23 protein-coding genes and 2 pseudogenes are annotated in these 24,708 nt (G+C 51.2%); 7 read left to right on the top strand and 18 right to left on the bottom strand.

Annotated features, from left to right (window positions below):
- Window positions 1-14 precede the first annotated feature (14 nt).
- Window positions 15-454: pseudogene (locus AEQ67_RS36425) on the top strand (MarR family transcriptional regulator).
- 146 nt (window positions 455-600) lie between these two features.
- Here the strand turns inward: AEQ67_RS36425 and AEQ67_RS28320 are convergent.
- The 3 genes from AEQ67_RS28320 to AEQ67_RS28330 form a co-directional block, all read right to left on the bottom strand.
- Complete coding sequence (locus AEQ67_RS28320) at window positions 601-984, bottom strand: hypothetical protein (RefSeq protein ID WP_059407064.1); 384 nt, start codon at window positions 982-984, stop codon at window positions 601-603.
- A gap of 258 nt (window positions 985-1,242) precedes the next feature.
- Window positions 1,243-2,673: an IS1182 family transposase gene (locus AEQ67_RS28325; RefSeq protein WP_059407065.1), complete on the bottom strand. Its 1,431-nt coding sequence runs from the start codon at window positions 2,671-2,673 to the stop codon at window positions 1,243-1,245.
- A 95-nt stretch (window positions 2,674-2,768) separates the two neighbouring features.
- Entirely contained in the window at window positions 2,769-3,317 is a 549-nt protein-coding gene (locus tag AEQ67_RS28330; RefSeq protein WP_059407066.1) for a hypothetical protein, read from the bottom strand.
- A gap of 248 nt (window positions 3,318-3,565) precedes the next feature.
- Between AEQ67_RS28330 and AEQ67_RS36905 the strand changes: the two genes are divergently transcribed.
- Window positions 3,566-3,955 carry a LysR family transcriptional regulator substrate-binding protein gene (locus AEQ67_RS36905; protein ID WP_059407067.1) on the top strand — a complete coding sequence of 130 codons (390 nt, stop codon included), beginning with the start codon at window positions 3,566-3,568 and terminating at the stop codon, window positions 3,953-3,955.
- A 239-nt stretch (window positions 3,956-4,194) separates the two neighbouring features.
- Here the strand turns inward: AEQ67_RS36905 and AEQ67_RS28340 are convergent, their stop codons facing one another.
- Window positions 4,195-5,844 (bottom strand): hypothetical protein, encoded by a 1,650-nt coding sequence (locus tag AEQ67_RS28340; RefSeq protein WP_152974919.1) that lies wholly within the window; start codon window positions 5,842-5,844, stop codon window positions 4,195-4,197.
- A 9-nt stretch (window positions 5,845-5,853) separates the two neighbouring features.
- A complete protein-coding gene (locus tag AEQ67_RS28345) occupies window positions 5,854-6,663 on the bottom strand; it encodes a TIGR02391 family protein (RefSeq protein ID WP_059407069.1) in 810 nt (269 codons plus the stop codon).
- Between the two features lie 233 nt (window positions 6,664-6,896).
- Between AEQ67_RS28345 and AEQ67_RS28350 the strand changes: the two genes are divergently transcribed.
- Window positions 6,897-7,109 carry a hypothetical protein gene (locus AEQ67_RS28350; RefSeq protein WP_059407070.1) on the top strand — a complete coding sequence of 71 codons (213 nt, stop codon included), beginning with the start codon at window positions 6,897-6,899 and terminating at the stop codon, window positions 7,107-7,109.
- Between the two features lie 20 nt (window positions 7,110-7,129).
- Here the strand turns inward: AEQ67_RS28350 and AEQ67_RS28355 are convergent, their stop codons facing one another.
- Together AEQ67_RS28355 and AEQ67_RS28360 are read right to left on the bottom strand one after the other, a co-directional pair.
- A complete protein-coding gene (locus AEQ67_RS28355; RefSeq protein WP_059407071.1) occupies window positions 7,130-7,363 on the bottom strand; it encodes a hypothetical protein in 234 nt (77 codons plus the stop codon).
- Between the two features lie 68 nt (window positions 7,364-7,431).
- Window positions 7,432-8,223, bottom strand: coding sequence for a hypothetical protein (locus AEQ67_RS28360; RefSeq protein ID WP_059407072.1), 792 nt, complete (start codon window positions 8,221-8,223; stop codon window positions 7,432-7,434).
- A 338-nt stretch (window positions 8,224-8,561) separates the two neighbouring features.
- Here AEQ67_RS28360 and AEQ67_RS28365 point away from each other — a divergent pair, with 338 nt between their 5' ends.
- On the top strand, window positions 8,562-9,350 hold the full coding sequence (locus AEQ67_RS28365; RefSeq protein ID WP_236710413.1) for an SDR family NAD(P)-dependent oxidoreductase: 789 nt from the start codon (window positions 8,562-8,564) through the stop codon (window positions 9,348-9,350).
- Window positions 9,351-9,560: 210 nt separating this feature from the next.
- On the opposite strand, the gene AEQ67_RS34370 is transcribed toward AEQ67_RS28365, so the two are convergent.
- The 5 genes from AEQ67_RS34370 to AEQ67_RS28390 form a co-directional block, all read right to left on the bottom strand.
- Complete coding sequence (locus AEQ67_RS34370; protein ID WP_059407074.1) at window positions 9,561-10,727, bottom strand: reverse transcriptase family protein; 1,167 nt, start codon at window positions 10,725-10,727, stop codon at window positions 9,561-9,563.
- Between the two features lie 191 nt (window positions 10,728-10,918).
- Complete coding sequence (locus tag AEQ67_RS28375; protein WP_059407075.1) at window positions 10,919-12,220, bottom strand: phosphoribosyltransferase-like protein; 1,302 nt, start codon at window positions 12,218-12,220, stop codon at window positions 10,919-10,921.
- A gap of 349 nt (window positions 12,221-12,569) precedes the next feature.
- The gene (locus tag AEQ67_RS28380; protein ID WP_059407076.1) at window positions 12,570-13,013 is read right to left on the bottom strand and encodes a TIR domain-containing protein; all 444 of its coding nucleotides are present in this window, start codon (window positions 13,011-13,013) and stop codon (window positions 12,570-12,572) included.
- Between the two features lie 173 nt (window positions 13,014-13,186).
- Window positions 13,187-13,681 (bottom strand): toll/interleukin-1 receptor domain-containing protein, encoded by a 495-nt coding sequence (locus AEQ67_RS28385; RefSeq protein WP_059407077.1) that lies wholly within the window; start codon window positions 13,679-13,681, stop codon window positions 13,187-13,189.
- 643 nt (window positions 13,682-14,324) lie between these two features.
- Complete coding sequence (locus AEQ67_RS28390) at window positions 14,325-15,245, bottom strand: LysR family transcriptional regulator (RefSeq protein WP_059407078.1); 921 nt, start codon at window positions 15,243-15,245, stop codon at window positions 14,325-14,327.
- 107 nt (window positions 15,246-15,352) lie between these two features.
- Here AEQ67_RS28390 and AEQ67_RS36430 point away from each other — a divergent pair.
- A pseudogene (locus AEQ67_RS36430) lies at window positions 15,353-15,564 on the top strand (hypothetical protein); the annotation flags it as partial.
- 187 nt (window positions 15,565-15,751) lie between these two features.
- Here AEQ67_RS36430 and AEQ67_RS28395 read toward each other — a convergent pair.
- Together AEQ67_RS28395 and AEQ67_RS28400 are read right to left on the bottom strand one after the other, a co-directional pair.
- Entirely contained in the window at window positions 15,752-15,970 is a 219-nt protein-coding gene (locus AEQ67_RS28395; RefSeq protein WP_059407079.1) for a hypothetical protein, read from the bottom strand.
- 690 nt (window positions 15,971-16,660) lie between these two features.
- Complete coding sequence (locus AEQ67_RS28400) at window positions 16,661-17,209, bottom strand: hypothetical protein (RefSeq protein ID WP_059407080.1); 549 nt, start codon at window positions 17,207-17,209, stop codon at window positions 16,661-16,663.
- A gap of 847 nt (window positions 17,210-18,056) precedes the next feature.
- On the opposite strand from AEQ67_RS28400, the gene AEQ67_RS28405 reads away from it, so the two are divergent.
- Window positions 18,057-18,269 (top strand): hypothetical protein, encoded by a 213-nt coding sequence (locus AEQ67_RS28405; RefSeq protein ID WP_152974920.1) that lies wholly within the window; start codon window positions 18,057-18,059, stop codon window positions 18,267-18,269.
- Entirely contained in the window at window positions 18,262-18,783 is a 522-nt protein-coding gene (locus tag AEQ67_RS28410; RefSeq protein WP_059407082.1) for a hypothetical protein, read from the top strand. The genes AEQ67_RS28405 and AEQ67_RS28410 overlap by 8 nt, the downstream gene beginning before the upstream one ends.
- A 215-nt stretch (window positions 18,784-18,998) precedes the next feature.
- Here the strand turns inward: AEQ67_RS28410 and AEQ67_RS28415 are convergent, their stop codons facing one another.
- The 4 genes from AEQ67_RS28415 to AEQ67_RS28435 form a co-directional block, all read right to left on the bottom strand.
- Window positions 18,999-19,283: a hypothetical protein gene (locus AEQ67_RS28415; RefSeq protein WP_059407083.1), complete on the bottom strand. Its 285-nt coding sequence runs from the start codon at window positions 19,281-19,283 to the stop codon at window positions 18,999-19,001.
- A 913-nt stretch (window positions 19,284-20,196) separates the two neighbouring features.
- Entirely contained in the window at window positions 20,197-21,303 is a 1,107-nt protein-coding gene (locus AEQ67_RS28425) for a DUF3800 domain-containing protein (RefSeq protein WP_059407085.1), read from the bottom strand.
- A 173-nt stretch (window positions 21,304-21,476) separates the two neighbouring features.
- Window positions 21,477-22,274: a hypothetical protein gene (locus AEQ67_RS28430; RefSeq protein WP_059407086.1), complete on the bottom strand. Its 798-nt coding sequence runs from the start codon at window positions 22,272-22,274 to the stop codon at window positions 21,477-21,479.
- Complete coding sequence (locus tag AEQ67_RS28435) at window positions 22,265-24,244, bottom strand: patatin-like phospholipase family protein (protein ID WP_161807488.1); 1,980 nt, start codon at window positions 24,242-24,244, stop codon at window positions 22,265-22,267. Before AEQ67_RS28435 ends, AEQ67_RS28430 begins: the two co-directional genes overlap by 10 nt.
- Window positions 24,245-24,708 lie beyond the last annotated feature (464 nt).

The following is a 24,708-nucleotide window of genomic DNA, read 5'->3' on the forward strand; positions in this document are numbered from 1 at the left end:
GCGGATACGCCAATATGCTTGACCTTAAAGATCACAGTACTCAGCAACAGGCCATTGAAGCTTTTTTTGATTATCAGACTTTCACCGCGAGGGCTGACGAAAAGCTCGAGCGTCGCGGGTTTAGCCGAGTACAGCAACGCATTTTTTTTTATCGCTCGTGACCCTCATCTGAGCGTCAAAGAGTTGCTGGCGTTGCTCAACATGACTAGCTGGGGCTGATAGGCCGCTGCGTCAGTTGGTGGAAATGCATCTGTTGAACAGCACCGTGTCGCAGACCGACAAGCGTAAACGGCTATTGGAACGGACAGGTGATGGGACGTGTTCCGAGGGATCGTTACGGCGCGACCAGGTGAAATGGCTGGAACGCATGCTTGCCGAAACCGGGGAGACGGCTGTGAATAGTGGGTTGGCGGTGAATCTGACGTTGGGGAAAAACCAATCACCAGCGGACTAACTCTCCTGCCTATGTAATGTGATCGTAGTGGTTTCGAGTTTGTGTGCAAATCTGCTCATTGGAGCAATGCCTTCGAAAAGCCAGTTCAACCCGACATATAGTTAAACTGGCTCACTCATCAACACAGGCCTGAAATGGCAGCGACGCTAAACTGAGGCATATAGGTTATCTATAGCAAGCTCTTTCAGGTTGGCCTGCGACCGTTGCTCTGATCCGTTGCTTATGTATTCCTTGAGGTCTGACACGGCACTGCTATCACTGGAGACGTCCGTTGAGGAGGCTGCTGCTTGCAGCATAACGCGGGTTTTCGCGAATGCTTCATCAACGCTGTCGGCGGTTTTGTTGGCTCCACTGAGATTTTTTATCTGTTCGGCTAACACCGCCAACGTCCGATCAGAAATTTTTACTGTTTCTATCACCATTTCAGAAGCTTTTGACTCAGCTTTCGATACGTTGTCGGCTACTACTGCTTTGTTCTCGGTGCGCCTAGGTTGTGGAGCGAGTAGAGGGGGCTTTGGATTGATGATCATATTGCATGCGATCCAGGGCAGAAATTCCGGCCAGTCTCAGGCGGTGCAGCGGCATGCTTGCCAAAATGCAATCATTCTGGCATTTCTCTGCACCGCGTTACGTCTCCAGAGTGTGTAAAAACGCTTTCGTATCTTGAGTGCGTAAACCAGGCGTTCCTGGGCGATGCGATTGCCCAAGCGTTTTCCGTGATGGGCACTGACGTTCCAAAGCGGTTATGTGGCGGTTTAGCGCCTTCTGGGGCAGAGAAAACCGAGACTTTACGCCGCCATCGCCTTCAGCAAGCTTGCTGTACCGATGATGTTCATAACCCGCTTCATGTTGTAGGCGAGTACATTCAGACTCATCTCCGCGCTTACCCCGACCAGTTTGCGCGTCAGGAAATGCGTTGAGCCCATCCATTGTTTGAGCGTCCCGAAGGGATGCTCAACTGTCCTTTTTCGGATTCGCATCATGTCCGGTGCATCGTTCAACCGACGCTGCATTTCCTCCAGCACCGCTTCATTTTCCCAGCGCCTTACTCGACGATTTTTGCTCGGCGTGCACTGCGTTTTCAGCCCGCAGCCCTGGCATTTCGAACTCCAATAACAGTGCATATTCATGCCTTTCTCAATACTGGAGAAGCGCCAGGGCAGCGCCTCTCCAGCCGGACAGATGTATTCGTTTTTCGTCGCGTCATAAACGAAAGCATCTTTGTTGAATCGACCATCCGCCTTGGCGCTTGAAGTCATCGGCTTTGGCACGTAGGCAGTGATGTCCGCGTCGTGACAGGCAAGGATTTCTTCACTCTTGAAGTAACCTCGATCAGCTACCACCGCCAGCGTTTCTGACGCCATGGCATCGCGAGCCTGCTTCGCCATCGAGCTAAGTTGATCGCGGTCGGAACCGAAGTTGGTGACCTCATGAGCAACGATCAAATGGTTCTGGGTATCGACCGCTGTTTGCACGTTGTAGCCGACGATTCCCGTGCCGCGCGTCATCATGGAGCGGGCGTCCGGATCGGTCAGTGAGACCTGTTTATCCGGCGATTCGTTGAGCTGGATTTCGATCGCTTGAAGCTCTTTCATTTGAGTTTTGAGCTTGGCGATTTTCTCTTCCAGCCGCACGGCGCTGGGCTCGGAGGCTGTGGGTTCTTGCCGATCAGCAGCATCTAGTGCCGTCAGATAACGGTTGATGCTCGATTCAATTTCTTCCATTCTCCGTTTCAGTTTGGCGCTGATGAAATTGCGGTCGCGGTTGTTGACTGCTTTGAATTTACTGCCATCGATGGCGACCAAATTTGCTCCGAAAAGTCCCAACTGCTGACAGAGCACAACGAACTGGCGACAGACGCCTCGAATGGCCTTGCTGTTGTCTTTTCGGAAGTTGGCGATGGTTTTGAAATCTGGCATCAAACGCCCGGTCAGCCACATTAGCTCGACATTGCGTTGAGCTTCTCGCTCCAAACGTCGGCTCGACTGGATGCGGTTGAGATAGCCGTAGATGTAGATCTTCAACAAGATCGCGGGGTGGTAAGCAGGCCGGCCAGTATCGGCTGGAATGGCACCTTCAAAACCCAGATTGACTAAGTCCAGTTCGTCGACGAAGACGTCGACTACACGCACCGGATTGGTATCGCTGACGTAGTCGTCGAGGCTCTCGGGAAATAAGGTGCCTTGGCCTCGATGCTCACCTTGGATGAAGCGCTTCATGGGCAATCCCTGCGATGAAATCCTCAGAAATCATAGCAAGGGTTCGCGAAAGCGTTTTTACACACTCTGGTCTCATATCGTGAACCGTCGAATCGTTAGCCGCGCATCTGCCAGAGGATGAAATCTACTTTCTTAACATCAGTTAGCTTGTCGTGCTCTGGCACCTGATCGTTGAATTGCTTTATCCAATTGACTCCCTCAGTGGATGTCAGAAAGGTCTGGTACCAATTTTCCATACGCGTATAGCATTGCTTGGCGTCATTAATCTTCGTTCGGGAGGAGTAGGCTGGAGGCTTCTGCTTGATGTTGCGAAGGACATGGCTGTCCCATACGGGCCTGTCAGGACTTAATGTCGCGACCAGCTTGCTGGAAAAAGACGGTTCGTAGCGCTGCGTAGCTTCGTAGAATCGGTCGAGAGCATCACCGAAAGTGGGATTCGAACCTTTCAACTCCTCCATCAGTTCGTAATAGGCATAATACCAAGATGGCTGGCGCCGTTGGACTCGGTAGAACCCGTTGTAAGCCCGTTGGAATACTGCATCAGTCGAGACATTCACCTTGTCCACTTGATCCATCAGGGCCAGATACTTCTGGATGCCTGGCCGGGCTTTGGTAATGGCAGAAGCTACATCCGTACACACCATGGTAATTACTTCCTTTCGTTTGAGTGGCTGAGGCAACATCTGATTGTAACCGACCCTTCATTGCGCCTCGGCCCCTACAAAGGCAAGTTGAGCTTTTGGAGGGGAGGTTGAAGATGCCAGGCATCTGACTGCTCAGAGGTAGTTACTCGATATCGGCATTGCGCGACCACGCTTTTGCGATCATTCGTCAAGGTGGTTGATCATTTCACCCACATCGATCTCTTTAAATTCTTCAAACAACGCTTTGCATGCTAAACGAAGACATGAAAAACCGACGTATCCTCGATGCAATCGCTGACACCGCAGGAGTGAGTCTTAAGCCTAAAGTGTCGAGTAATTCGTTCCTGGGAGTGGCATCGCATTTGCGGCTCGGGCATTGGTGCGCAATCGTCCCGCATAGTTTCAGATTTTTTTTTGGTGAATCAACCAACCTTGTTTTTTTGGATATGATTGACCCCGTGCATCGCCAAACGATCGGGCTCGTCCTGGCAGACAGGTCACCGCAGTCACCGATGGCCATGGCGCTACTGGATTGTGTCGAAAAGGTCGATATAGAGCGTAGATTCGACGCGGCCTTTGAATCGGCGCAGATGAATCCACTCGGCGCCTCCAAAATAAGCAGGGCAGATTACGTATAAAGCGCGAATCGCTACTTAACTCAAAGGGGGAATAGAAAAAATCAAAATCGTCAGCAGGCATCTGAGTTCACGTGCCCTGGCGAGCCGCCCCATACCTCAGTTACTGGCTAACATCGGTCGCGGTGGATCGCCAGCCCTGAGGCCTCGTGCTCCAGGACTTTTCATACGATGTAACCGTTTCTCTGATGGAGGTAACCCTTGTTATCTCGCTGCTGTCAGTGATCATGCACCAATCACGCTCAACGATCCAGACTGCGATTTAGCATCGCCGGGACTAAATTCACGATGGGTAGGGCATGCTTGTAGCCGGTAATGAGCGGCTCAAGTTGACGAAAAACCTTCTCCCCAGTTAGATCTTCCTCGCGGAACACAGTTTTGTAGAGGACATCGAAACCGGTTGTAGCAACGCTGTATCGCCCGCGTTCTATCCGGCTCATATCCCCGAACATGGCAAGGACTACCAGGTAACATTTCCCGGCGATCAGTAGGGTAAGCGGCGTCAAGCACGCTGCTTCGAATGGCTCGTCTGCCTCGTGCCTGAAAGTGATATTTGCGCCAGCCTCGCGGTTCAAAAGAGCAGAGAGGCCTCTGATATTTCGATCATTGCGCATGAGTTCTGTCGCAGAGATAACCAGGTTCCCTCGATCCGCGAAAAAGCTTTTCATCTTGAGCAACATGTCAGCGGTTTCGAGTGCCTGTGAGTAGTCTGGAAGGCCGATGCCGTTTTTGACGACTACTGTGCTCTGTTGGCCTTGGAAGTCCATGTCTATCGAAAGATTTTTCGGAGCATGCATCAAGCAAACGACTTGAAAGAAATGGGCGAGCTCCTCGATATTCACCGGTAAGTCCGGATCAAGCGTCGCTGTGAATTGGGCGCTCGTACCATCGTCATTCATGACCCAGTCAAAGGTGCCGCAATCGAAGCGGATTTTTTTGAGATGCTGGGGGAGGCATTCATGCATTGGGCTGAAATAGGCGCAAGCATCCACCTGCGCGCTCGCGCCAGTCGACAATTCTCGGAAGGTCAGGGTGCCCTTTGCAGCGGGCGTGACCGGCATTATCTCCATTGAGCCAGTCGATGATTCTCGGCGGCTACTCGGGTCTTCATGCCCAAATCGCCTGGTGGAAAATTGCATATTCTGCAAAGCAACAGATCCGCCCATACCTAGGGTGGCGTTCACCATGGCGGTTAGGTTTTCCATGCCTTCAAGTTGGAAATGCAAGGTGTGGCCGCCATCCTCAAAGCCAACAGTTTTTAGAAACATCAGTTTCTTATCGGTGTATTCAGCCGGTGAGCGTCCGACGGCTCGAAGGACTGCTGTCTTGAAGGTGCTGGGTTCGCTGAGCTTCATTTCGCGGCCTAGCCCGAAGTCGATGCGCAGTGTGAGCTTGTGCAGCCTTTCTGCTTTACCAGCAATGATGTGAGCATTCACCCTTTCCAGAATTTCTCGGATCAGGGCTTCATCCACGTGACGTATGAATGCCCTTGGGGAGTAAAAACCTTGTGAAAAGTCCATCAGGACATAGAACGAGGGAAGCGGGCTGGTGGCCATTTTCCGCAGGTTGGACAGGGTGACATCTACTTTTAATGACGTGGTACGGGTGGACTTTACCTGGACTTTTCCTGCGATGATGGGCTCATGGAGCGTCAGTTGTGTCAGTTCACTCGTTTGCTGTTCGACCTCGATGAAGACGTCCCATCCATGTTTGTCAGCATTGCTTTTGTTTGCCGTCACGCCATCGACGGAACAGAAACCCATAAAAAAATGCTCACCACCTGCTCCTATGTCACCCATAAATCCCCTCTGATTTTCCTTTTTACTTTGCTCCCGAACTGGCGGCTGCTCACCGTCCACTGCGGCGGCGCTTGACTCGGTATGCACCAACAACCCTGACACTCACAAGGGCATTTTTTGAACGCGATTGAGCTTGCGATGCAGCAGTGACACCATCGTAAGAATATCTAAAGCGTCCTGTTTGGACATTGACCAGTTTACCTTCGGAGCGTGAGCAAGTGGATTACGTACAGCTCCGAATAGACCGATCAGCAAGTTGGCAAATCCCTTCTGTTCGCTCTTCTCAGATTCAGAAGTCAGCGGCCCCAACGCAAGTACCGGGCTTTGACCAAGGAATGCCTTCGTCACCAAATCGGCACCGTCTCCGTTCAAGCCTGACAAGCTCCGGATCCTTTCAGCAATACCCTTAGTGGCCTCAAAAACGGCGTGGAAGTAGTTATCGCTTAGGAGCTCGGCGCGACAGTAGTTCAGAACCTCCTCATGCACAGCGCGGGCTTCCAGCGCAGCCCTTAATCGTCCTACTCGTGCGCGAGCGACGTCCAGAGTGGTTGCTTTGTCTGCGTGGCCAACTTTCCCATCTTCGCGTACGTAAAAACCAGCGAACGCCAGAACAACATTGAGCTCGTCCCGACGCCAGATGAATGCCGCTCGGTCTCGGGCATAACTGACTGGATTCATCGCGCTGTTGATGAACAGGATAAGATGGTTGCCAGCCCCGTGCTGGTTCTGCATGGACGCTAATGCATTGAAAAGACGTTTCCACTTGGTGTTCGTAGGGTCTATGTCAGGAACCCGTATGATTTGCAAAAGACTCCCGATCTGCGTGCCGCTCAAGCCTCGTTCCGTATCCGCCAGGACGTGACATGCCGCTTCAAGGTCTTGTGAGTTGAATGGTGCGATTCGATTACCCAAAACCAATCTCCGTCATGGAAAGCGAGCGCTGGTAGTTCCTCAGGGGGCTCGGAGCATCAGACTCTTGCAAGAATAGGGAGCGATCTCCGGTTCCCTAGGCAGTGCAAACAGAGCGATACTTTTCTTAGCCCGCATCATAGGAAAAAACGGAGATCAAAGCACCTTGCAAATCTGATGCGGACACCCTGGTAATGATGGCAGTGGTAGACGTTTATTTTGATGGAGTCTAGTGAATGAAAAAGTCAGGGCGATCTCTGGTGGAGCAGTCGGCACTGCAATCAGTGATTGATAACGCACGCCGATCTGCAGAGGCGGGTTATCCGGATTTTGCTGCTGATGACCCAGCAACCTTTGATGCGGATTTTATCGTCCAGAGAGAGCGCGAGGGCATGAGTCTTACAAGCGCACTTGAGGCGCTGGTCGCGTTCAAACGTGCCCAGCGGTAATCATCCCTGGGTTCAATGTTTTACTCCAGCAATGCTTGGAGCAGCTCATCGAGCGCACGTGCTCGTAGAACCAACCCGCCATCACCAAAACGATCCGTAATCAATCCATGCTGCACGAGTAGGTCGCCAGCAGCAGCCAAAATTTCAGCCGGTACTACGCTGTTAGTGCGCTGCAGATGAACGACGTCTTCTACCGTTGTGGCAGGCAGCGATTGATGGAACAGCAGCAGGGCGACACGCTCACGCAAATTCAAAAATGAATCCTCTCAGAAATGCTCAGTATTGTTTTTATCGCAGTGTGAGCCAAAGAGGAAAATTCACACTAAGCGTCCTTGTTGTCCTTGGCCTGTGCTTTCGCAAACCACGGGGGGATCGTGGTAATCGAGTCATCATAGACATCCTTCGGTATGGATTCCCAGAAAACGGTGATGGCCAGCGAAAGCTCATCTAAATGCTCGTCGGACACCACGAGATCGGTGTGATCTAACCAATCGATGTTCATAGGAATGTACTCTGAAAGAGCGTTTCGCAGGAACTCCTGATGGTTTGCTTTCAGGGCAGCAAAAGACAGACCATCGCCGTGCTTGTAAACGTTGATCACGTATCGAAACGCGCTCAGTCTTTTCAGATAGCTTGAGCTTTGGCTGGCCAGGCTCATGCAGTCCAGGAAGGCTCCTATATCGTCAAAGCTAACTGACCAAACCTTCTGTGTGATGTGTTCTCCCGGGTGCCAGTATCCGATCTCTTTTACCAACCAGCCACGCAGTTTTTTATCCCATTCGTGGAACATCCCAGCGAGGAGGCTCAGGCGTGTCTGATCCCTCACCTCACTCAGCAGTCGATAATATTCAATGCTTTCGTCGTACGCTTTTTCAAGAAAATCGTTTGGATCATGGCGGTCATGATCGAAATAAGCCGAGCGGCTTTCTAGCCAGCGTTCACCCGCTTGATCCGCCTCCTGCTCCATATTGTCGAACTGTGAAAGGAGCTTCTTTTTTGCTTGTTCAAGGTAGAAACGGTTTTCTTCAATCAAGGACTGACGAAATGACTCCGGCATCTGAAAAAGGATGGTTCTCTCTTTACTCTCTTCTTCGTGAGGGCCTTGGGTTTCCATGGTTCGTCTCCTTGATATCTGGGGAGGCCGTCGACGGGCAACGCAGCACGGATGGGCAGCGGCTGTTTAGAGGCTCGTGTAAGCAGATTCGCAGTGTGTCGATTGGCGCAGAATGAGGGCTGTGTGATCTGCTCCTGATCAATCACATAAAAGCATTGGCTCAAGCCCGCAGAGATTACACCTGTATGTAAAGTCCACACCCGGGAGAGGTGATCCCCGAGGATACCTATCCCACATCAGCGGTGTAAGCTGAGGCCTTGCGGTCTCGAGATTAAACCCGCGATGGGCTGAGCGTGGCCATTGCACTTATGCAGCATTCGCTTGACCTAAGATCAATCATGTTCAACCGTGTTTGCTGGGAAGTCGATATGAACCCTGAAGTCACTGAAGAAAAACCGAGCGCCTTGGTTATCGGCGTAGGCGCCTACCACACCTTGGGCGCGGCGTGCTGTCGTCGTTTCGCTGCGCAAGGCTTTCATGTGATCGCCGCCGCTCGTCTTATCGACAACGCTCAAAATGCAGCCGATGCCATTCACAAAGATGGAGGCAGCGCGGAGGCGGTCTGTCTCGATAGCTGCGACGAAAAGGCAGTTGCGTCTTTATTTACTTACGCGATGACTCATGGGAATGGACGCGCGCCAGTCTCCGCTGTCGTGTTTCACGCAGGGAACAGCGCCCGCATTCCTTTTCTCGAACTGACTGCAGCGCGGTTCGAGCGTATGTGGAAATCCGTTTGCTATGCAGGATTCCTTATCGGCCGCGAAGCCATGCAGCATATGGTGACGTTAGGACGAGGCACAGTGATTTTCACTGGCGCCACAGGAAGCCTTCGTGGCAAAGACGGCTATGCACACTATGCGGCCGCTAAGGGTGGCCTTCGGATGGTCGTACAAAGCATGGCTCGCGAATTCGGGCCGCTCGGAATCCATGTATCGAATGTCATTTTAGACGGCGCCATTGAAGGTCAGCGACTATCAGAAGCCGAACGCGAGCACTTCGCTAACGCCGGCCCGGCATCAATTCTCCAAGTCGATGCGGTTGCCGAAACAATCTGGCATTTGCATACGCAACACCCGAGTGCCTGGACGCATGAGCTGGATCTACGACCTTCAGTTGAGACATTTTAGAAGCGGAAAGATATCGTCACCGCGCTCATCTCTGATGCGTCTGTCCTTACTTGAAGACTTAAAGATTGCCAGAGCTTCCATGGCGATCTATGGCACCTCTGTAGATTTTCGGACGGGCAGCTCAGCACTGAAGGTAGGGGTTGCGATTAGGTTCGAAGTGTAAACGAAGTCAAAAAGTGTTGAGCCTTCGCACTTGAGGCCAAGATCAACTCAGTACAGCACTGGCCATGCTATGCGCTCAAATCTCGCCTTGATGTCTTTACCGTAGGCAGGCTCGATCTGAATGGCGTAAGCAGCGAGTCCCATCAGATGATTGCGCATACCCGCAACCGCTGAAAAACCTCGACGCTCAGCGTGCTTCAAAGGGCCGACATCTTCGTGCTCTAGATAATGCAGATGCATGCGCATTTTCATTTTGAAAGCGCGGGTAAGCTTCGGCTCATCCTGATCAACCTGAAGACCTAGAACGATCTTTCTGCTTCTGGGTGAGACTATCGCGGTTTTGGTCAGGTTGGGAGCGAGGCCGAATTGCCTCAATACGCCATAGATTTCGTAGATGGCTTTACGGGCATCCGCTCGTTGAAACTCGCGCGCCGCAGTGGAGAACGTCAGGTCGTCAGCATACCGCGTGTAAGTCAGGCCGTAGCGCTCAGCCAGCGCAGTTAATAAAACGTCCGCTTCTCTCATGGCGAGGTTTGCCAGCATAGGGCTTGTCGCAGCCCCTTGAGGGAGGTGTCCAAGCCTTCGTATGGCATAGGACTTGATTTTCGACGTCTCAAGGGGCGCCTTGCGGAACCATCGCTTATTACGGCGCAAGCCATTAAATGGCCCGATACGAGTACAGATTCGGGCCAGCTCCAATGACACCAAGGGTTGGTAGCCAAGGCTGCGAAATACTCGGTAGCAATCGACTTCTGATATCGATTCGAAGAAGCGCTGCACGTCAACCTTGATAAGCCAGCGACTGGCGCAATGGGGTGCAGCAGCAACGACAAGGCGGCAGTCTGGTGCAAATGCCGTGCTCGCATTATGGGTCACCCCTCTCGCTAAGACGTACTTGGCAATCCATTGCTGAGCTACGGCAAGGCTTTTCGGTGGCACACAGATCACTCGAAATGAGGTGGGCTGACCGCGCCGCGCCCGCTTGCGAACACGGAAAATCTTGTAGGCGTCTACCTCTCGCGTGACGTAATCACGCAGGTGCGGGTAGGGCACTTGAGTCAGATAAGCCAGGTGCTTTAAGGTCAATATCGGAGGAAGGGAGGGGTGTACTGCGACGGTTTTTTCGCCCGTTGCGATTGCCGCTGCAATCACGGGTGCCGGTACGGCACTGGCTCCCGGGGAACGACGATAGTGTTGAGGCTTCCAATCCTTCATCTACTTTGACACCCGCAGGGTGAGTGCTCCCGCCGCAGGCCGAAGGCTACGCCACGTGACTGTGGCGAGAGCGCTTAGCCGTAAGCAGGGGATAGGACATGGAGCTGCAGTAATCTGCGCCCGGTAGATGAGTCGTAAAGCCTGACTCATCTTGGCGGCAACATTCCAGGAATGCACGCCGACGCTAGAATCTAGATTGGTCGCCTCAACGAGGTGGGATAGTACGGTTGCTGCTCATGATTGCCAACAGTCATTGCATTTGAAGCGAGCTGAAGCTGTTTTTTTGCATGTGCAAGTTGGCCGGCGCCCTGATCAGTCACCCGTCGTTGCGAGTCTATCCACCCATGTGATGTCATCATCCGCAGTAGTTCCGCCAGCTCGTGCGTTGGCAGACCCGTTCTCCCTGAGAGCGCCCTGTCATTGAGGCGTGGCGGACGTGATAGGGCACCCAGAAGAAGAAATATCTGCCCGGTCGGTATATCTGATTTCATGACCGCATTCGATTTGGCGAGAGTGTGCTGACCGATTTTATTCAGGCGTGCGTTGATTTTTTCCGTAGTCAGACCAACCCCGAATTCGTCTTTGCTAATGCCGGCAGAAACCCTGGCCGGGAACAGCGGTATCCAAGGATTCCTTTTGTTTTTGGACGCCTTGTGGAACATCAACGGGACATTGTTCGGCGCACCATGGGCGAAGACGAGCAGCGCGCCGGCACTCCCATAACCCAAGCTCGGCCCACTCCATCCCCATGGCACGCGACCAGGCTCTTCCTCAGTTGGGTTATAGGCCGTACAGAGTCTTTTCATTTGCTCTGCCACCGGCTTTGAAAACGCTGTGTCGATGGTCGGGCAGGGCAGAACGAAATGAACCCTCGGGCGGCAGGGATGGCGTGACACAAATTTCTCGCCGAGTTCGGTGGCCGAATAGGCCATGACCGAAAATTTCATCAGACGGCCTGACCACCAGCTGCGCACGGATCGCACCAGCCAAGCGGCTTCGAGGTAACGCCGCGCTCGATCCCCACTGCCGATCAGATCCGTCACGACCCAGAAACCTCGCGCTTTTTTGCGTCGGATTTGATCAGGCCCCGGATGGTTGAGAAATTTTTTGGGGAGCTCACGGCAAAGCTCTGAAATCATCTGCCCGACAATTCCTTCACTTCCGACGGAGGGGTCATAGGACTTGGTCGGTTTAACCGCTGCTGGCCCAGCCGATCCGCAGGCTCGTCTAGGAGTTCTTTTGACCTCCTTGAACAAGCGATGAGGTTTCCCGTAGCGGTGTCCGAGTTCACGTTCGGCATACAGCGCGACAGGGCCATCAATGCTCTGGGCTTCCTTGATGAGCATCGTGCGCATGTGATCTATAAAGTCGTCCCGTGAGACCAGGTAAAAGGCATCTAGCAGCTTCTTGGCGAGCGCACGGTCTCCCAGATTAAACTGCCCCAACCACGTTTGGGTTTGGGTGTTACTGCCGACAGCTGTCAACTCATCCATGGCTCATCCTGATTCGAGAGGCACGTTCATTCCTGGGGGTATGTCTATAAGGGCTGAGCCTCAGTGATGTCTGAGCATCAACCGCAGGCCAGGCAGCAGTTCGAGGTTACCATGACAGCCTTCTACGTTTGCCAAGTAGCAAAGCTCAGCGGCTCATGCGCGCAGGATGGAGTGAGCCGCGAGGCCCGTTGTAGGTGACCTGGCAGCAGGCGAAGTGAATGGAAGAACGAGGTGATAGCCCGTGTAGATATCAGACAGAGGATGGTCAACATGAACCTAAGATCCGACACGCCCTAGTCATGCGAGGGAGAAAGACGCCAGATCAGCGTCTTTTAATTGGGTGAACTCTTCAGGCTTTGTTTGCGGCTTTAGCAGCGTTTTCAATCCACGTCCGTAGATTGGCGTGTCCGTAGTTGATGTTCCACAAATAGTGGTTGTACCCTCTGACCCGTACGTTGCAGCAGTCGGTCATCTCGCCATTGAGAGTGGCAATCTTGCTGATGTCGATGGTCAGGATTCCATTGCCGCGAGCAATACTCTGGTCAATCTCATATTTGACCCACCTACTTTGGTCAGCATTAGCTCCTATGAGTACGACAGTCACGGTCGTGCCCGCGGGCTGAGCACCGATCCATCCCTCGATTGCCGCATCGCCTTGGCGTTCAAATGCTTCAAAGTCAGCGGCCTCGATGAAGCCATATGCGGTGTCGGCCGAGATGGCATTACTGTTTCTTACGCGCTTGGCACGTTCAACATCGTCGTACTTGAAGCTGAAGAAAACCTTTCTCGCCATAGGTTCGTCCTTAGATAAGAGTCAGACGGGTGAGGATGGCCTCGTGGGTGCGAGCTAACGGGGTCATCCTCTTTCTATGCTCGTCCTATGGCTCGTCACGCGCGTTGATCACGTTGAACCAGAACACTGTCAATCTGGATCCGGTGAAATGGGTTCTCACCGTCGATGCAGCGTTAAAGATTACTTACCCGATTGCCCTTGCCCAGCATGTTATACAAGGCCAGACCACCTGACGGCTTATTTCCAATCGTGTTGTACAGCTTCAAATATTCGTTGCCATGGTAATGACCGAGTTCGTCTGTCGTGGGAACAATGGCGATTCTTTCGAGCTGCTTTCTCCCTTCAGCGTAACCAATCTCCCATTGGCACCAACGAGATAAAATCGAGTTCTCAGTCGCCAGAAATAGAAACCAATCCGCCCGAATGATCGCGTTTTGAATTCGGGAAGTCGTTAAAGCATCGGGCGTCTCAGGCATTGTCGGATCCCGCCAATCAACGTAGATGTCCCAACCTTCGCGCTTGAGCATTTCTTGAAGTCCAAACGCAAGTTTCGAGTCTTTGTTGCTGTGACACAAAAAGGCACCGGGCTGACCAGCACGCTTGCGAGAATGAGCTTTGGAGGTTCGGCTCGCAGCAGCGCTGAAAAGGGCGGACTGACTAATCGGCATCAAATAATGTTTCCTTTCAAGTGCGGGAAAAAATGCTGTGATTCAATAATTAAAACAAGCCATTACTTTGGCAAAAGCGTGGGCCTTGTCCCTGTGTATCATCCACTTTGAGTTTTATCGAACAATGTCCCGCCGGTCGGTGGGGCAGGGAGCTGGGGTACATCATTCCAATAATTGTAGGTGCGCAAGCAAATTGTATGGCGTACTGAGCTGAGAATATGTTTGCGCGTAACGGTAGTGCATGACATACATTCAAAAAAATGACTATTGTCAGATAACGACCGATAGTTTCGATATAAAAGGCAAAGCAGGAATCTGATATGGTTATTTTGTTGCCAAAAACAGTACAGATCGATGTAAGCAATGTGGCGATAGACTGAGAGGCATTAAGTTTCGTTTGATAAACCTCATCCATATCTTTGCGTCATTCATACAAAATTAGTTATCGGAACGTATTCTGCTTTCGGTTTTGTTCTGCTTGTGGGTCGAACTATAGGGTCTGAGGTGACGGTAGAATTTCAATACGCGTTCGTTGAGCCGTAGCTGGAAGCTAGGGTTTTCTCAAGCATGATCCATAAGGGCTGTACGACGACAGGAAGCGAGTTTGCGTTGGACTATTTTTTGGCGATTCAATCGAGAATATTCACCCTCTTACAGAGCTGACGCCTTCCAGCGTTGTAAAAGAGGTGTCTTTGGCGGTGAGCAAAAAATCGCTCATGTAGCGCGTTTCCAGCATGTCCGAACGCACAGCGGCGTAGAGCGTGGCAAACAGACCCTTTTCACCGAGCCGTCTCGCGGTGACATAGTTGCGTGCGCTGTATTCATGAATCGCCCAGTTCGGTAGGCAGCAGACCCCTCTGCCAGACGCCACCAGCTGCATCATCATGACCGTCAATTCAGACGTTCGAATCTGCGCAGGCTCAATGTCGGCTGGGTCGAGAAAGCGGGTAAAGATATCTTGCCGATCTCTTGCGATCGGGTAGGTGATCAAGGTGAGCGACTCTAGATCCTTGGCGCCTATAACCGCCTTTGTGGCGAGGGCGTGATGATTGTCTACGGCGAGTAAGGTTTCGTACTTGAACAATGGCACGTAGGTGATTCCCGCAATTTCGAGCGGGTCAGAGGTCACCACTAGATCCAAATCACCTCTTACCAGGGCTGGGAAAGGATCGAATGAAAAGCCTGACGCCAGATCCAGTTCGACTTCAGGCCATGAGGTACGAAATTCGTCAATGGTGGGCATCAGCCATTGAAAACAGCTGTGGCATTCGATGGCCATGTGCAATCTGCCAGCGCTTCCTTGGGTCAAGCGTCCGAAGTCACGTTCGGCTTCCTTAAGGAGCGGTAATACGGCGTCTGCCAATCTCAGCATGCGCAGGCCAGCGCTCGTAAACCGTGTGGGGTTTGTTTTACGCATGAATAACGTCAGACCTATCCGCTCCTCCAATTCTTTGAGTTGGTAAGAGATGGCGGATTGAGTCAGGTGCACACGCGCGGCGGTTGCGACCTGGCTGTTGGTATCTCGCATGGCTTGAAAGGTTTTGAGGTGACGAATTTCGATCATTGGATTATGAGGGCTACTTGTGATTAATGGAATTAAAATGAGTTTGTCTCATTCACGTGCAGATGTCGACATTGGCGTCGATCAACAAAACATCGGGAATTATCGTCATGGCATTGGCCCATTCCCTTGGATTCCAAAACATGGGGAGCGACCGCCAATTAAAGAAAGCACAAGGCCTTCTGAAAGGGTGGCCTGAACGAAAAGAGGTTGTGTGCAGCCGGTCGTGATCCGCGTAAGAGCCATTAGGGACTTGCAGAAACAAGCTGAGATTGAGCGTCTCCCGGTCGGCGATTTCGCTTGGTACAGCCAGATTTTCACGTAGTCATTGGTGCCGAGATTGGACAATTCATGCTGAGAAGGGAGGTCAAAGGTTTATGTATGAAACGTACGCTTAATAGTCATTCAGACACAGGTGGCGTTCTCCAACCCAGCAGGGCTCTCAAGCGAAGCGCGGTATACACCCAGAGCGAGGGAGAGGACACGCCTAAGAACGGTCATCTGAATCCTCAGGCCGGATGCACTTCTACGCTGTTATTCAGCCCGGTGACATAAAGCGTATAACGTCCGCCCTCCTGGACAACCTTGGCATGGGGCATGTACGCGTAGTAGTAGCAATACTTGTACGTCGCCTGACGCCATTTCCGGCCACCCGTAAATTCGAAAATGGTGTCTTGGTCATTGAAACCTTGAAACTCACCGCTCAGCTGACCTGTGCTTACAATCATGCATTTTCTCCATTTGAAGACCCGATGAACTGCGACAACCGACCCTGAGTGAGAAGGGGGCTGCTAATTCCTTCGGCCTCATGGGATCGCTCTACACGCGCTCCACATATTGCAGGGGCACAGCATCGGATGTGTTTGAGTGGCGGATTTGATCGAAGCTTGGAATCGGGTGCCCTCTGCCTTATTTTTTGCCACCAAGTTCGGTCAGAACTCCTAGCCGCTGATCCCTGACCGCCCATCTAACACACCTGCTACTTCTCAGGTTTATGGATCGGTAGCGATGGATGCTTTGGCTTGTTTTCAGGGTTCACATGGCGTCTTCTGTCTTCGTTTCCATCGTCACGCTTTGGTTTAGGGCCCGGCTTGATGTGAGTTGACATGTTTGTCTCGATATCCAAATTGTCGATTTCGGTGGGGGCAGTCAGCAGCTGATGTCAGATGCCGATTTTGCCGAACCATGGATACTAGACTTGCCATGATGTAGCCAGCACCAGTTGCAATACTTTTAAGCATGGCAGTTGTAAAAGCAGAGCCAGCTAGGAGTCCGCATTTTTCCTTGAGACAGGCTAAATGGCGGCCTTGTGGGCAGGCTTCCAATAACGGCCTCAGCGACATAGGCCATGCATTTCAATTGCTCCCGACATCAGCTGCTCGATTGAGCTAGAACGAGTTGATAGGGTCAATCCAGATTCAAAAAGCAAAATTTCGCTTATTAACCGTCGACGCACCGTCTTCGAAGAACTCAACCGATACAACCGCATTGGTTCGGTCGACCATAATGAACGCCCCCAACAAGTATCCACACACATGCTCGGGGGGAACGACGCCGTCATATGACCAGACGTCGTCAAAGCTCCTCTTGGTGAGTGCCATAAGCCGAAGCCTGTCCGAGTGTATCTGTTCAGCAGTTTTGTCTGGCTTGGCCATTTCTATGGCAATCAGATTATCTCGTCCCTGCTCACCACGACTATGAACGATCAGATCACAGGTCACTTTGATCACTTGCATGTCGCCCAAGACGACGGTCTTGATCTTCCCCTCCTGTTTTCGGTTGTACTCAGTATCTGCGTAGTACGCTCCAAGGTTGTAGGAAGGAAGCAATTTTTCGAACTGTATCGCCAGACGACTGCAGAGATGTCTTTCCGACGTGTTGCTCCTGATGCTCGACGCTTCATTGTCCAAGAAGGGGCGAAGAGCGCCTTGGAACAACGAGTACATTGCTTCTTGGGAAAATTCCATTCAGCCAGCTCCAATCCATTGTTTAAAATGTGGGGGATACGATACGCCGCGTTGAGCCAATGCTGGAAGCGGGTAACGATTCATAATCAGAGGTTGACTGGTCGAAACTAGGCGAACACATCAAGGGGCGGGGCGCAGTAGCGAGGTTAGCCAGGAGGAGGGCTGTGGGGTACGTTTAAAGGCTCTCGCTATAGCGGTGGATCGATTGCATCGATTGCACGCAGTCCCTGAGGGACGTTCCAATCAAAAATCCACTACCATCCTGGATCACCTTTCGATCTTTCGACCTAACGCAGATCCCCATCGCGCCCCGACATGACGGTAAATCGCGTAGCAGTGATGTTTTCACACGTTTTAGAGGGGGGGTGGAAGGCGGGATGATTGAGGCGGGCGGTTGCCAGTGATGAAGGGTGTGCGCCAATCAACTGAACCTGCAACCTGCAACCTGCAACCTGGGCAATTGCAGCTAAGGCTTATGGGTGCTCAGAGCCGCTGCACGTGTGAAGGTGCCAACGTTTAAAGGTGCTAGCTTTGAGGGAGATGAGCGCCCGCTCATTACCCATCGTCCCGGTATGTCCGACGAACGATACCGGTCAAAAACTGTCAATATCGTTAAGGCTCATGGATGAAGACAACGCCAAAGGGCAATCGTCTTGCAGGTATCTGGCAAAAAGCCATAACCCATCGTATGCTGGTAAACATACAAATACGCACCGACCGCACGTGAAGCCTGCCGTGGGTCACAGCAGAAGGTTCAGCAGTCTCCGCTGACTTGGCGTAGGGTTCAGCTTAGGATGGAAACGCAGCAGCTATGATAGGTAGAACAAACGAGTGGAGGTACATTCATATGACTTTTGACTCCGTTCTCAAGACCTTAGGAATTCGAAGCAAATCTCTGGCCGAAAAGGTCAACGACCGCGTGATTTCGGGATATGTCCCAAGCGATATGGCTAGGACTATTGTTGGCAAGGTATCGTCAAGAAAAATCAATGAAATGATGAACCAGGCCAGCGAGAAATATAATCTCGAGAATAACGTCAGGATTTTCAAGGATGAGTAGTCAGTACAACCAGATGCACGAGAAACTGGTTAAAAATGGCAAAGATTTCGTTGGAATGATTGCCTACTCAATTTATAAATCCGAAAAGCGCGAAGCCATTAGAAATGGCGTTGATATTGCCGAGTTCACCAAGCTAAAAAGCCAGCCTAACGAAATCAAGAAATATAAGGTGGAAGCCGAAAGCCTCGCCAATATATTTCTACAGGCTGCTGCAGACGTCAAACTGAAAGCCGTCCAGTCGCAGCTTGCAGAGCAGATCAATAAGCTGACCGTGGATTCCCTACCGAAAGAGCCCGCGTATAAGGGCTTCTTGCGATGGCACACATCCGGTGTTGCGGGGGTCGTAGGCAATTTTTGGACTGCCGTGCTCGTGGCGATTTTCGTCTGGATGTTTGCCGACCAAGCGTCTTGGGATAAAGCTAAATCTAATGCTGTCGATGCGGCATCTTCAGCACTCAGTAAAATTCAAACTCCCTCAACTGCAAGCACGCCTGCGCTGCCAGTTGGCCATTAAGTAGCTACCCTCACAATTGATAGAAACCTTTTTTGAAAAAGCGTTTCTACTCACTCTGGGCCAAGGAGGTCTGCACGTGATGCTCGCTAAGCGGGCGCCTCTTCTAAGGGTTCCCATACGATATTAAGCTAAACGGCAGGAGCAAGCATGCACCTGCCTTTGTGCGAGGGGGGGCACGTTAGCGATTGCCAAGACTATACCTGTGCGCGTCACCCTTAAACTCGTGCATTGATCCAATCCCAGACGTTCTTTTCAAGCCAACCTCCGCGTTCTCCCTTGTTCACTTTGGTGACGAAGATGCGATCGTTGTTGTCGAGTTTAAGCTTAAGATCGTCATTGACCTGGGTTGGAGTGGCGCTACTCTCAACCCACCGCACCGTCTCCAGCCCCGAGTCTTTGACATTTGGATAGCGTTCCAAATGCGCGATGAATGCTCGACGAGCTTGGTCGTAATTGCCTCGTTCCTTGTTCAGATTCCACGTAACCATATAGACAGACATCGATTACACCTTGTTTAGCTGAGAATGGCGCATCCGAGGTTAGGTGATGGCGTATGAGGAGTCCAACGATTCCAGCAACGCTGGAGTGAGCAACATCTTAAAAGAAGCGTCGTTGACTCTAGTAGTTCGCACTCCCTATGCTGAAATAAAAACGGGAGTTCTCATGAAAGCTGTACTCACCCCAATTTCATATCTAGCCGAAGTGCAATCACCAGCTCATCCAAGCAATCACCAGTCCTGTTGGGATTTGTTGAACGACTGCTGGCATCCGAAATCGCCCCTCCTGGGATAAACACAGGCGTCGTTACTTTCCTGATCTTGGAGTGCGGGAGGAGTTTCTCGATGAGGACATCCTTAAAATTTGGACGGCTGTCTCTCATGAAAGGTCGCAAAAGGAGCTCATGGGCCTTATTAGAGCCGGCATGAAAAAATGTAAATATTACGGTAGGTTTCGTTTTCCAGCCTCCCAAATAACAGATTATAAAGGCAGAACACGATTGCCTAGAAAAGCCTTGAACGCTCTTCGCTACACGCTTGGATGGCCTATTCAGATCGATGGTGATAGAACACTTAGAAAAAATATCATTATCCCGCGCGTGCTTTGGTACGCCCTGACGTATGAAGCCCTAGCCTTATGGGCTCAAAATGACGATGTGCCTCAGCACTTGGCGGAGCTTTGTTTGCAAAACGATCTAGGGTTGTGATTTTCGCGGGGTTCTGGGGAGAGGGGGCGGCGGGGGTTCTGGTTTGGCGAGTGGCTTACCCTGTCATCAGTTACTTCAGCTAATTGAGCCGGTAAACGTTGCCGTGAGCACCTGAAGCCAGCGGGCCGGAACACACGGCTCGGAGTATGTTGACTCCATTGCCGATGCCAGTGCTCCAGCCAGTACATGCGCGGACTGTCTTGGTCAGGTTAAACGATCTCGTTATGAGACCAAACGTAATTGACACCGTAGCCTTTTTCAAAATCTTCCGCTTCCGCCATTATTCTAAAGGTTTCTTTTAGCTCCTCGGCAGGTTCGGTTTTAGCGCACAGGATCTCTTGCGCGTACCTGACGAGGAAGCCAATAAGCACATCAGCAGCCTGGATACCGATATTATCTTCCGATTTGGCAAAAGTCAGTGATGCTTGTTCAAAAAAATTATAGTTTGCAATGGGCGAGACTTCGCGAGCATTGCGTAACATTTCAGCCGCTTTCTTGGCGAGGTCTAATATCTCGTCATACTGTGCTTGCTCATCATGTACCAGATGAATATCTGCAATCTTTCCTTCGTGAGCATGATTGATACGGGCGTAGAGGTTTGTGAGGGAAGAATAGTTGGGGAGGATCCAGTATTCCTTCCCTTTTTTTCCCGTGTCGGGCAAAGGCAAAAATCGCTTCACCGCATCCTCAACGCTCTTTTCTTCCTCAATCATGAGCTCGAAATCGTCTATCGACTCATTTACACACTTAACGAGACCCTGGTAAATAGGATCTGCTGGTTGCGACTGCCCAAAATCGAGAAGCGCTTGGAACGCGGACATCAAACTTTCTTTTGTTGGCTCTAAACAAGCCTTGAAGTACGTGTTAAACACTTCGACTGGAGCATTTTTTGTAATCAGTTGAGCAAAAATATTCCTCATTTTGTTTGATGCTTGATGGTCGTCAATGTTGAAGTAAGGCGGCCACACCAAATAAAAACTGATGTTTGTAGCAATAAAAAATTTCTTTTCGACGAGCTCCACAAAGAACGGGATTTCATCATCAGCGATTAACTTTATAAGATCGAGGATGAATTTTGGCTTGTTTTTATAAATTTTTGTGGATTTAAGATCGTTTGATTTAATGTTGTGCTTGCTTTTAAGGTTAACAACCTTTGCCTCAAACCCAGCCACGTCGGTCACGCCTATGCAACCAAGTCCAAAATAGGGCTGATTTCCAAATTCAAGTTTATCGCCCGCCTTAATCAGGTCGCCGGTATTTCCGGATTCATCGATGAAGTAGGTAATAGAGGGGGAGGGCTTCTTGCTATCGTCCATGGATCGTCCTTATCGGTGAAGTGGCGCTCAACTGCGTTCAGGTAACCCTAAACAACTCGATTGCAATACGGGTCTGGCGCCGTTACTCGAACTCATGAGTCGGCGCGAGATGCTGATCGTTGAGTCTACGAAGGCTGTTTGATTGATCACGTATCTGGTGAATTGCCTGTCTATCAACGTGTCATACCCACTTCAAAAGTGCGGCGCTCACCCTGCTTGGATGTCGCACGTCCTGTTATCTTTCGTTGCAACGAATGCTCAGGATACAGTGTGACCGCGTAATTAACTTCTACACTGTTTGATTCTAAGACATCGCCCTCGAGATACAGGGGTTGCAGGCTAGGAGCGAGGAGAGTTCCCAAACCTGATTGTAGGGAGCGATGTGTGCTAGCGCTGCGATAGACTTCTGTGATGGCGCGGCCGTGAGTAATTAACTCAGCGGTACGATCGTTGGTCTCGGCGCGTAATGCCCCAATTGCTTGTTTGAACGCGAGGAGTTGCTGCAACTTATTTTCTTGAGGTAAAGCATCTCGCTCACAGATAATTTCCTGCGTCAGGTTTACGAAAAACTCTTTCGCTTTTTCACTGGTCATTCCAGCCTTGTGCGTGATTTCTGGGTCTTTACTGGAGTCAAAAAGGGTCTTAGTTCCCTTTGGAAGGCGCGCCATGACCCCTGGTTGTTCCACCCAGGTGTAAAATTCTTTAATGTGGCCATCAAACGGAATGGCCCGAAAACCAAGTGATTTGTCATGTAATTTTTTGAACAATGGTCGAGTCTGATCATTTTCGACCCAGTCAGATTTCTGAAGTTGCTCTGCAACAGAAAGATACTCCGCTGCATCTTGCGCAACCTCGCCTAGCCAGTCACCCATTTGGCGGAGTTCATTCGGAACAATGTCATCAGCGTTTACTTCTGGAACCTCTATCTCAGAAATATCACCGTCACCGAAATCAATTATCATCAACGCCATTTGTTTGTCTCCTGTGCGAAATCAGCAGTCGCTCGCTTATTATTATTTTTATCGACTTCTTGATCTAAATATAGCACGCGCGTCCGCACGGTTTCCACGAACTTACTGAAGGCAATTTTTTGCGCTTCGGTCGTCGCAGTCACGGGGATGTTCGACTCAATCACGACCACACACCCCTTTGGCTGCTGTGTCACCGTTGTTGGCTGGGACTCGGTGTGCAAGGGGACTTTTGAAAACAAAGGGATACAGATAATGAAGCAAGCGTCGCCCCAAACCCCTCGCTCCGCCAGCTTGTTTGCAAGGATCGTTGGAAGGAAGACTCTCGAATACAACGCTTGTTTATTCCAGCAGTAATGCGCGATGTGAGAGGTCACCTTGACGCCGAGGTTCGCGGCGTCTTTGTCCCCGCGCTGGTGTCCAGCTGTATAGGACGTGGCAAACGAGCCTGACTGCTCCACCGCGAGACTAACTCTGATGCGCGCATGCGCAGGGATTGGGTTGGCCCAAGCCAGGGGTGCAGCAGTGAGCATCTCGATCTCTCTTTGAACCGACGCTACAAAGGCTCGCAGGACTCTAGGCGATAGGGCCAAGTCAAACGTGACCTTGCTTTGGGTCGTCAGCCTGGCATTCTTAGCCTCATTTCTTAAGACAAGAACCGGCTTGTCGAAGTCGAGCATCCCTAATTTAGTGCTTAGGGCGACTTGAGACATTTGTCCTGCCGCGCGGGTATGAACCTCTTGCGAGCCGTTCACAACGCTGCCGACCAACGAGAACAACCAATGCTTATGCGTTGGAACAGGGGGCTCTCCGATACTCAGCGCAATCGTCGGGATATCCGGATTGTCCTTGCGCTCCTGATCGAATGGCCAAGCAGGAAGATTTGAAACCAATCCGCCGTCTAGAAATGTCGTCTCAACAGGAGTCGGTGGATGGGTGTTGTGACGCTCGAACACCAGTCGCCAAGGTTTGAAGATGACAGGCAGGCAGATTGAAGCGGCGACCGCATCGGCAATGGCAACGTCCGGCGTACGCTCCACGCAAAATAACTCTAAGGTTTCACCATAGACGTTGGTAGCCACGATTTTGAGCGGCGGTTTTTTTGCCCTTTGAAGGTCAGCAAACGTCACGCCTTTATCTGTGTCCTTCATTAGGGTGATCTTGTTTCGTAATGCGTTATCAATGAAATCACGGACTTTGTTTACAGTTGTGATTCCTTTGAGTGCCTTCCACACGACCAACCCGAGAGTAATGATCACTCCAACTGCAATCCACATGGTGGTTTTCAACGTTTCCTGATCTTGAACCGCGACCCATTCCACCCCTTCATAGATGAGGTATCCACAAAATACCAATTTGGCAGTTACGCTTGACAATCTGAAAAGTCGACGAAGAGCACGCTCGACAGCGCTGGGCTTTTTGCTTGGAAACAGCCAGGTCAGAAGTTTGCTTTCCAACGAGAGCAATCGGCCCCCTGCAGTAATGACCAACCTGGAAAATCTTAGAGCTTGCCAGCCCCAAAACGGAAAAAGGTCGGTAGGTTTTTTTACCTTTAATTTTGAGGGCAACGTCTCAAATAGATTTCCATCGCCGTCTAGATTGAGCAGGTCTTTGCCTTTGTAACCAACAGCAACGAGCGCCGCGACGATGGAACCCGCTGAAGTACCCGCCACTCCTTTGATATCAAGGTTCATGTCATCGAGCGCCGTCAGGCCACCCACATGCACGATGCCCTTGGCGCCGCCACCCTGCATTGCCAGAAAAACTGGTCGCTTATCCAGTTGCTTCGCTTTGCCGCCCTTGTTGGATCGGTGGTGCTCGTTCGACCTATGCGTCGACCCAGCTCGCAAAGCTAACCCCGGTACTCCTGTATTTTTGGGATCTGATTCAGTAGGCAGTTCGGTAATCGTGAACTTGCGTTTCACTACCAAATCTTTACCACCTGCAGACTTCGGATGCGCCGATTCCGTCATGTCGTCCTTCGTCATTCTGTATGAATTGCCAATGGCCGCGATCTTACCCGATGAATAATGGCTCAATGGCATTATTTGTAGGTTTTTGGGGCGACAGTACCCGTGCTGGTGCAGCGTAAGGGTGGAAGCACCTCTGCAGGGCATTTGTTCTGATAGCGACGGCACCGGTCACTGCAAAAAAGGTAATGCCTGGATTATGAAGGTGACACAGACCCACAGTGGTCGCAGTGACAAGGTCGCCAGCAACAAAATCGCCAAGTGAACCGATCTGAAGCTGCGCGCTTGAATGGCCTTGAACAGCACCACAAGCAAGCCTATGCACGGTAGGAAACAGTAACGGCTCTAGATCTCCTTGATCGTGCGTACTTGCAACTGGCGAAGTCTGGAAAAGTAACGCTTCCATCAGCGAGTGATGACCGACGCTTGGTTGAGGCTTTGTAGGCACGTCGCTTTGTTAGCTCGAA

Source organism: Pseudomonas sp. RIT-PI-q, assembly GCF_001297125.1.
Taxonomy (GTDB): domain Bacteria; phylum Pseudomonadota; class Gammaproteobacteria; order Pseudomonadales; family Pseudomonadaceae; genus Aquipseudomonas.

What these genes read in the sequence shown, in the direction of transcription:
- AEQ67_RS28435 (WP_161807488.1), bottom strand. Translation starts at nt 24,244, where the DNA reads ATGACGGAATCGGCGCATCCGAAGTCTGCAGGTGGTAAAGATTTGGTA.
- AEQ67_RS28415 (WP_059407083.1), bottom strand. Translation starts at nt 19,283, where the DNA reads ATGTCTGTCTATATGGTTACGTGGAATCTGAACAAGGAACGAGGCAAT.
- AEQ67_RS28365 (WP_236710413.1), top strand. Translation starts at nt 8,562, where the DNA reads ATGTTCAACCGTGTTTGCTGGGAAGTCGATATGAACCCTGAAGTCACT.
- AEQ67_RS36905 (WP_059407067.1), top strand. Translation starts at nt 3,566, where the DNA reads ATGCTAAACGAAGACATGAAAAACCGACGTATCCTCGATGCAATCGCT.
- AEQ67_RS28325 (WP_059407065.1), bottom strand. Translation starts at nt 2,673, where the DNA reads ATGAAGCGCTTCATCCAAGGTGAGCATCGAGGCCAAGGCACCTTATTT.
- AEQ67_RS28400 (WP_059407080.1), bottom strand. Translation starts at nt 17,209, where the DNA reads ATGGAATTTTCCCAAGAAGCAATGTACTCGTTGTTCCAAGGCGCTCTT.
- AEQ67_RS28330 (WP_059407066.1), bottom strand. Translation starts at nt 3,317, where the DNA reads ATGGTGTGTACGGATGTAGCTTCTGCCATTACCAAAGCCCGGCCAGGC.
- AEQ67_RS28385 (WP_059407077.1), bottom strand. Translation starts at nt 13,681, where the DNA reads ATGCCGATTAGTCAGTCCGCCCTTTTCAGCGCTGCTGCGAGCCGAACC.
- AEQ67_RS28375 (WP_059407075.1), bottom strand. Translation starts at nt 12,220, where the DNA reads ATGGATGAGTTGACAGCTGTCGGCAGTAACACCCAAACCCAAACGTGG.
- AEQ67_RS28405 (WP_152974920.1), top strand. Translation starts at nt 18,057, where the DNA reads ATGACTTTTGACTCCGTTCTCAAGACCTTAGGAATTCGAAGCAAATCT.
- AEQ67_RS28360 (WP_059407072.1), bottom strand. Translation starts at nt 8,223, where the DNA reads ATGGAAACCCAAGGCCCTCACGAAGAAGAGAGTAAAGAGAGAACCATC.
- AEQ67_RS34370 (WP_059407074.1), bottom strand. Translation starts at nt 10,727, where the DNA reads ATGAAGGATTGGAAGCCTCAACACTATCGTCGTTCCCCGGGAGCCAGT.
- AEQ67_RS28395 (WP_059407079.1), bottom strand. Translation starts at nt 15,970, where the DNA reads ATGATTGTAAGCACAGGTCAGCTGAGCGGTGAGTTTCAAGGTTTCAAT.
- AEQ67_RS28430 (WP_059407086.1), bottom strand. Translation starts at nt 22,274, where the DNA reads ATGGCGTTGATGATAATTGATTTCGGTGACGGTGATATTTCTGAGATA.
- AEQ67_RS28410 (WP_059407082.1), top strand. Translation starts at nt 18,262, where the DNA reads ATGAGTAGTCAGTACAACCAGATGCACGAGAAACTGGTTAAAAATGGC.
- AEQ67_RS28320 (WP_059407064.1), bottom strand. Translation starts at nt 984, where the DNA reads ATGATCATCAATCCAAAGCCCCCTCTACTCGCTCCACAACCTAGGCGC.
- AEQ67_RS28425 (WP_059407085.1), bottom strand. Translation starts at nt 21,303, where the DNA reads ATGGACGATAGCAAGAAGCCCTCCCCCTCTATTACCTACTTCATCGAT.
- AEQ67_RS28390 (WP_059407078.1), bottom strand. Translation starts at nt 15,245, where the DNA reads ATGATCGAAATTCGTCACCTCAAAACCTTTCAAGCCATGCGAGATACC.
- AEQ67_RS28380 (WP_059407076.1), bottom strand. Translation starts at nt 13,013, where the DNA reads ATGGCGAGAAAGGTTTTCTTCAGCTTCAAGTACGACGATGTTGAACGT.
- AEQ67_RS28350 (WP_059407070.1), top strand. Translation starts at nt 6,897, where the DNA reads ATGAAAAAGTCAGGGCGATCTCTGGTGGAGCAGTCGGCACTGCAATCA.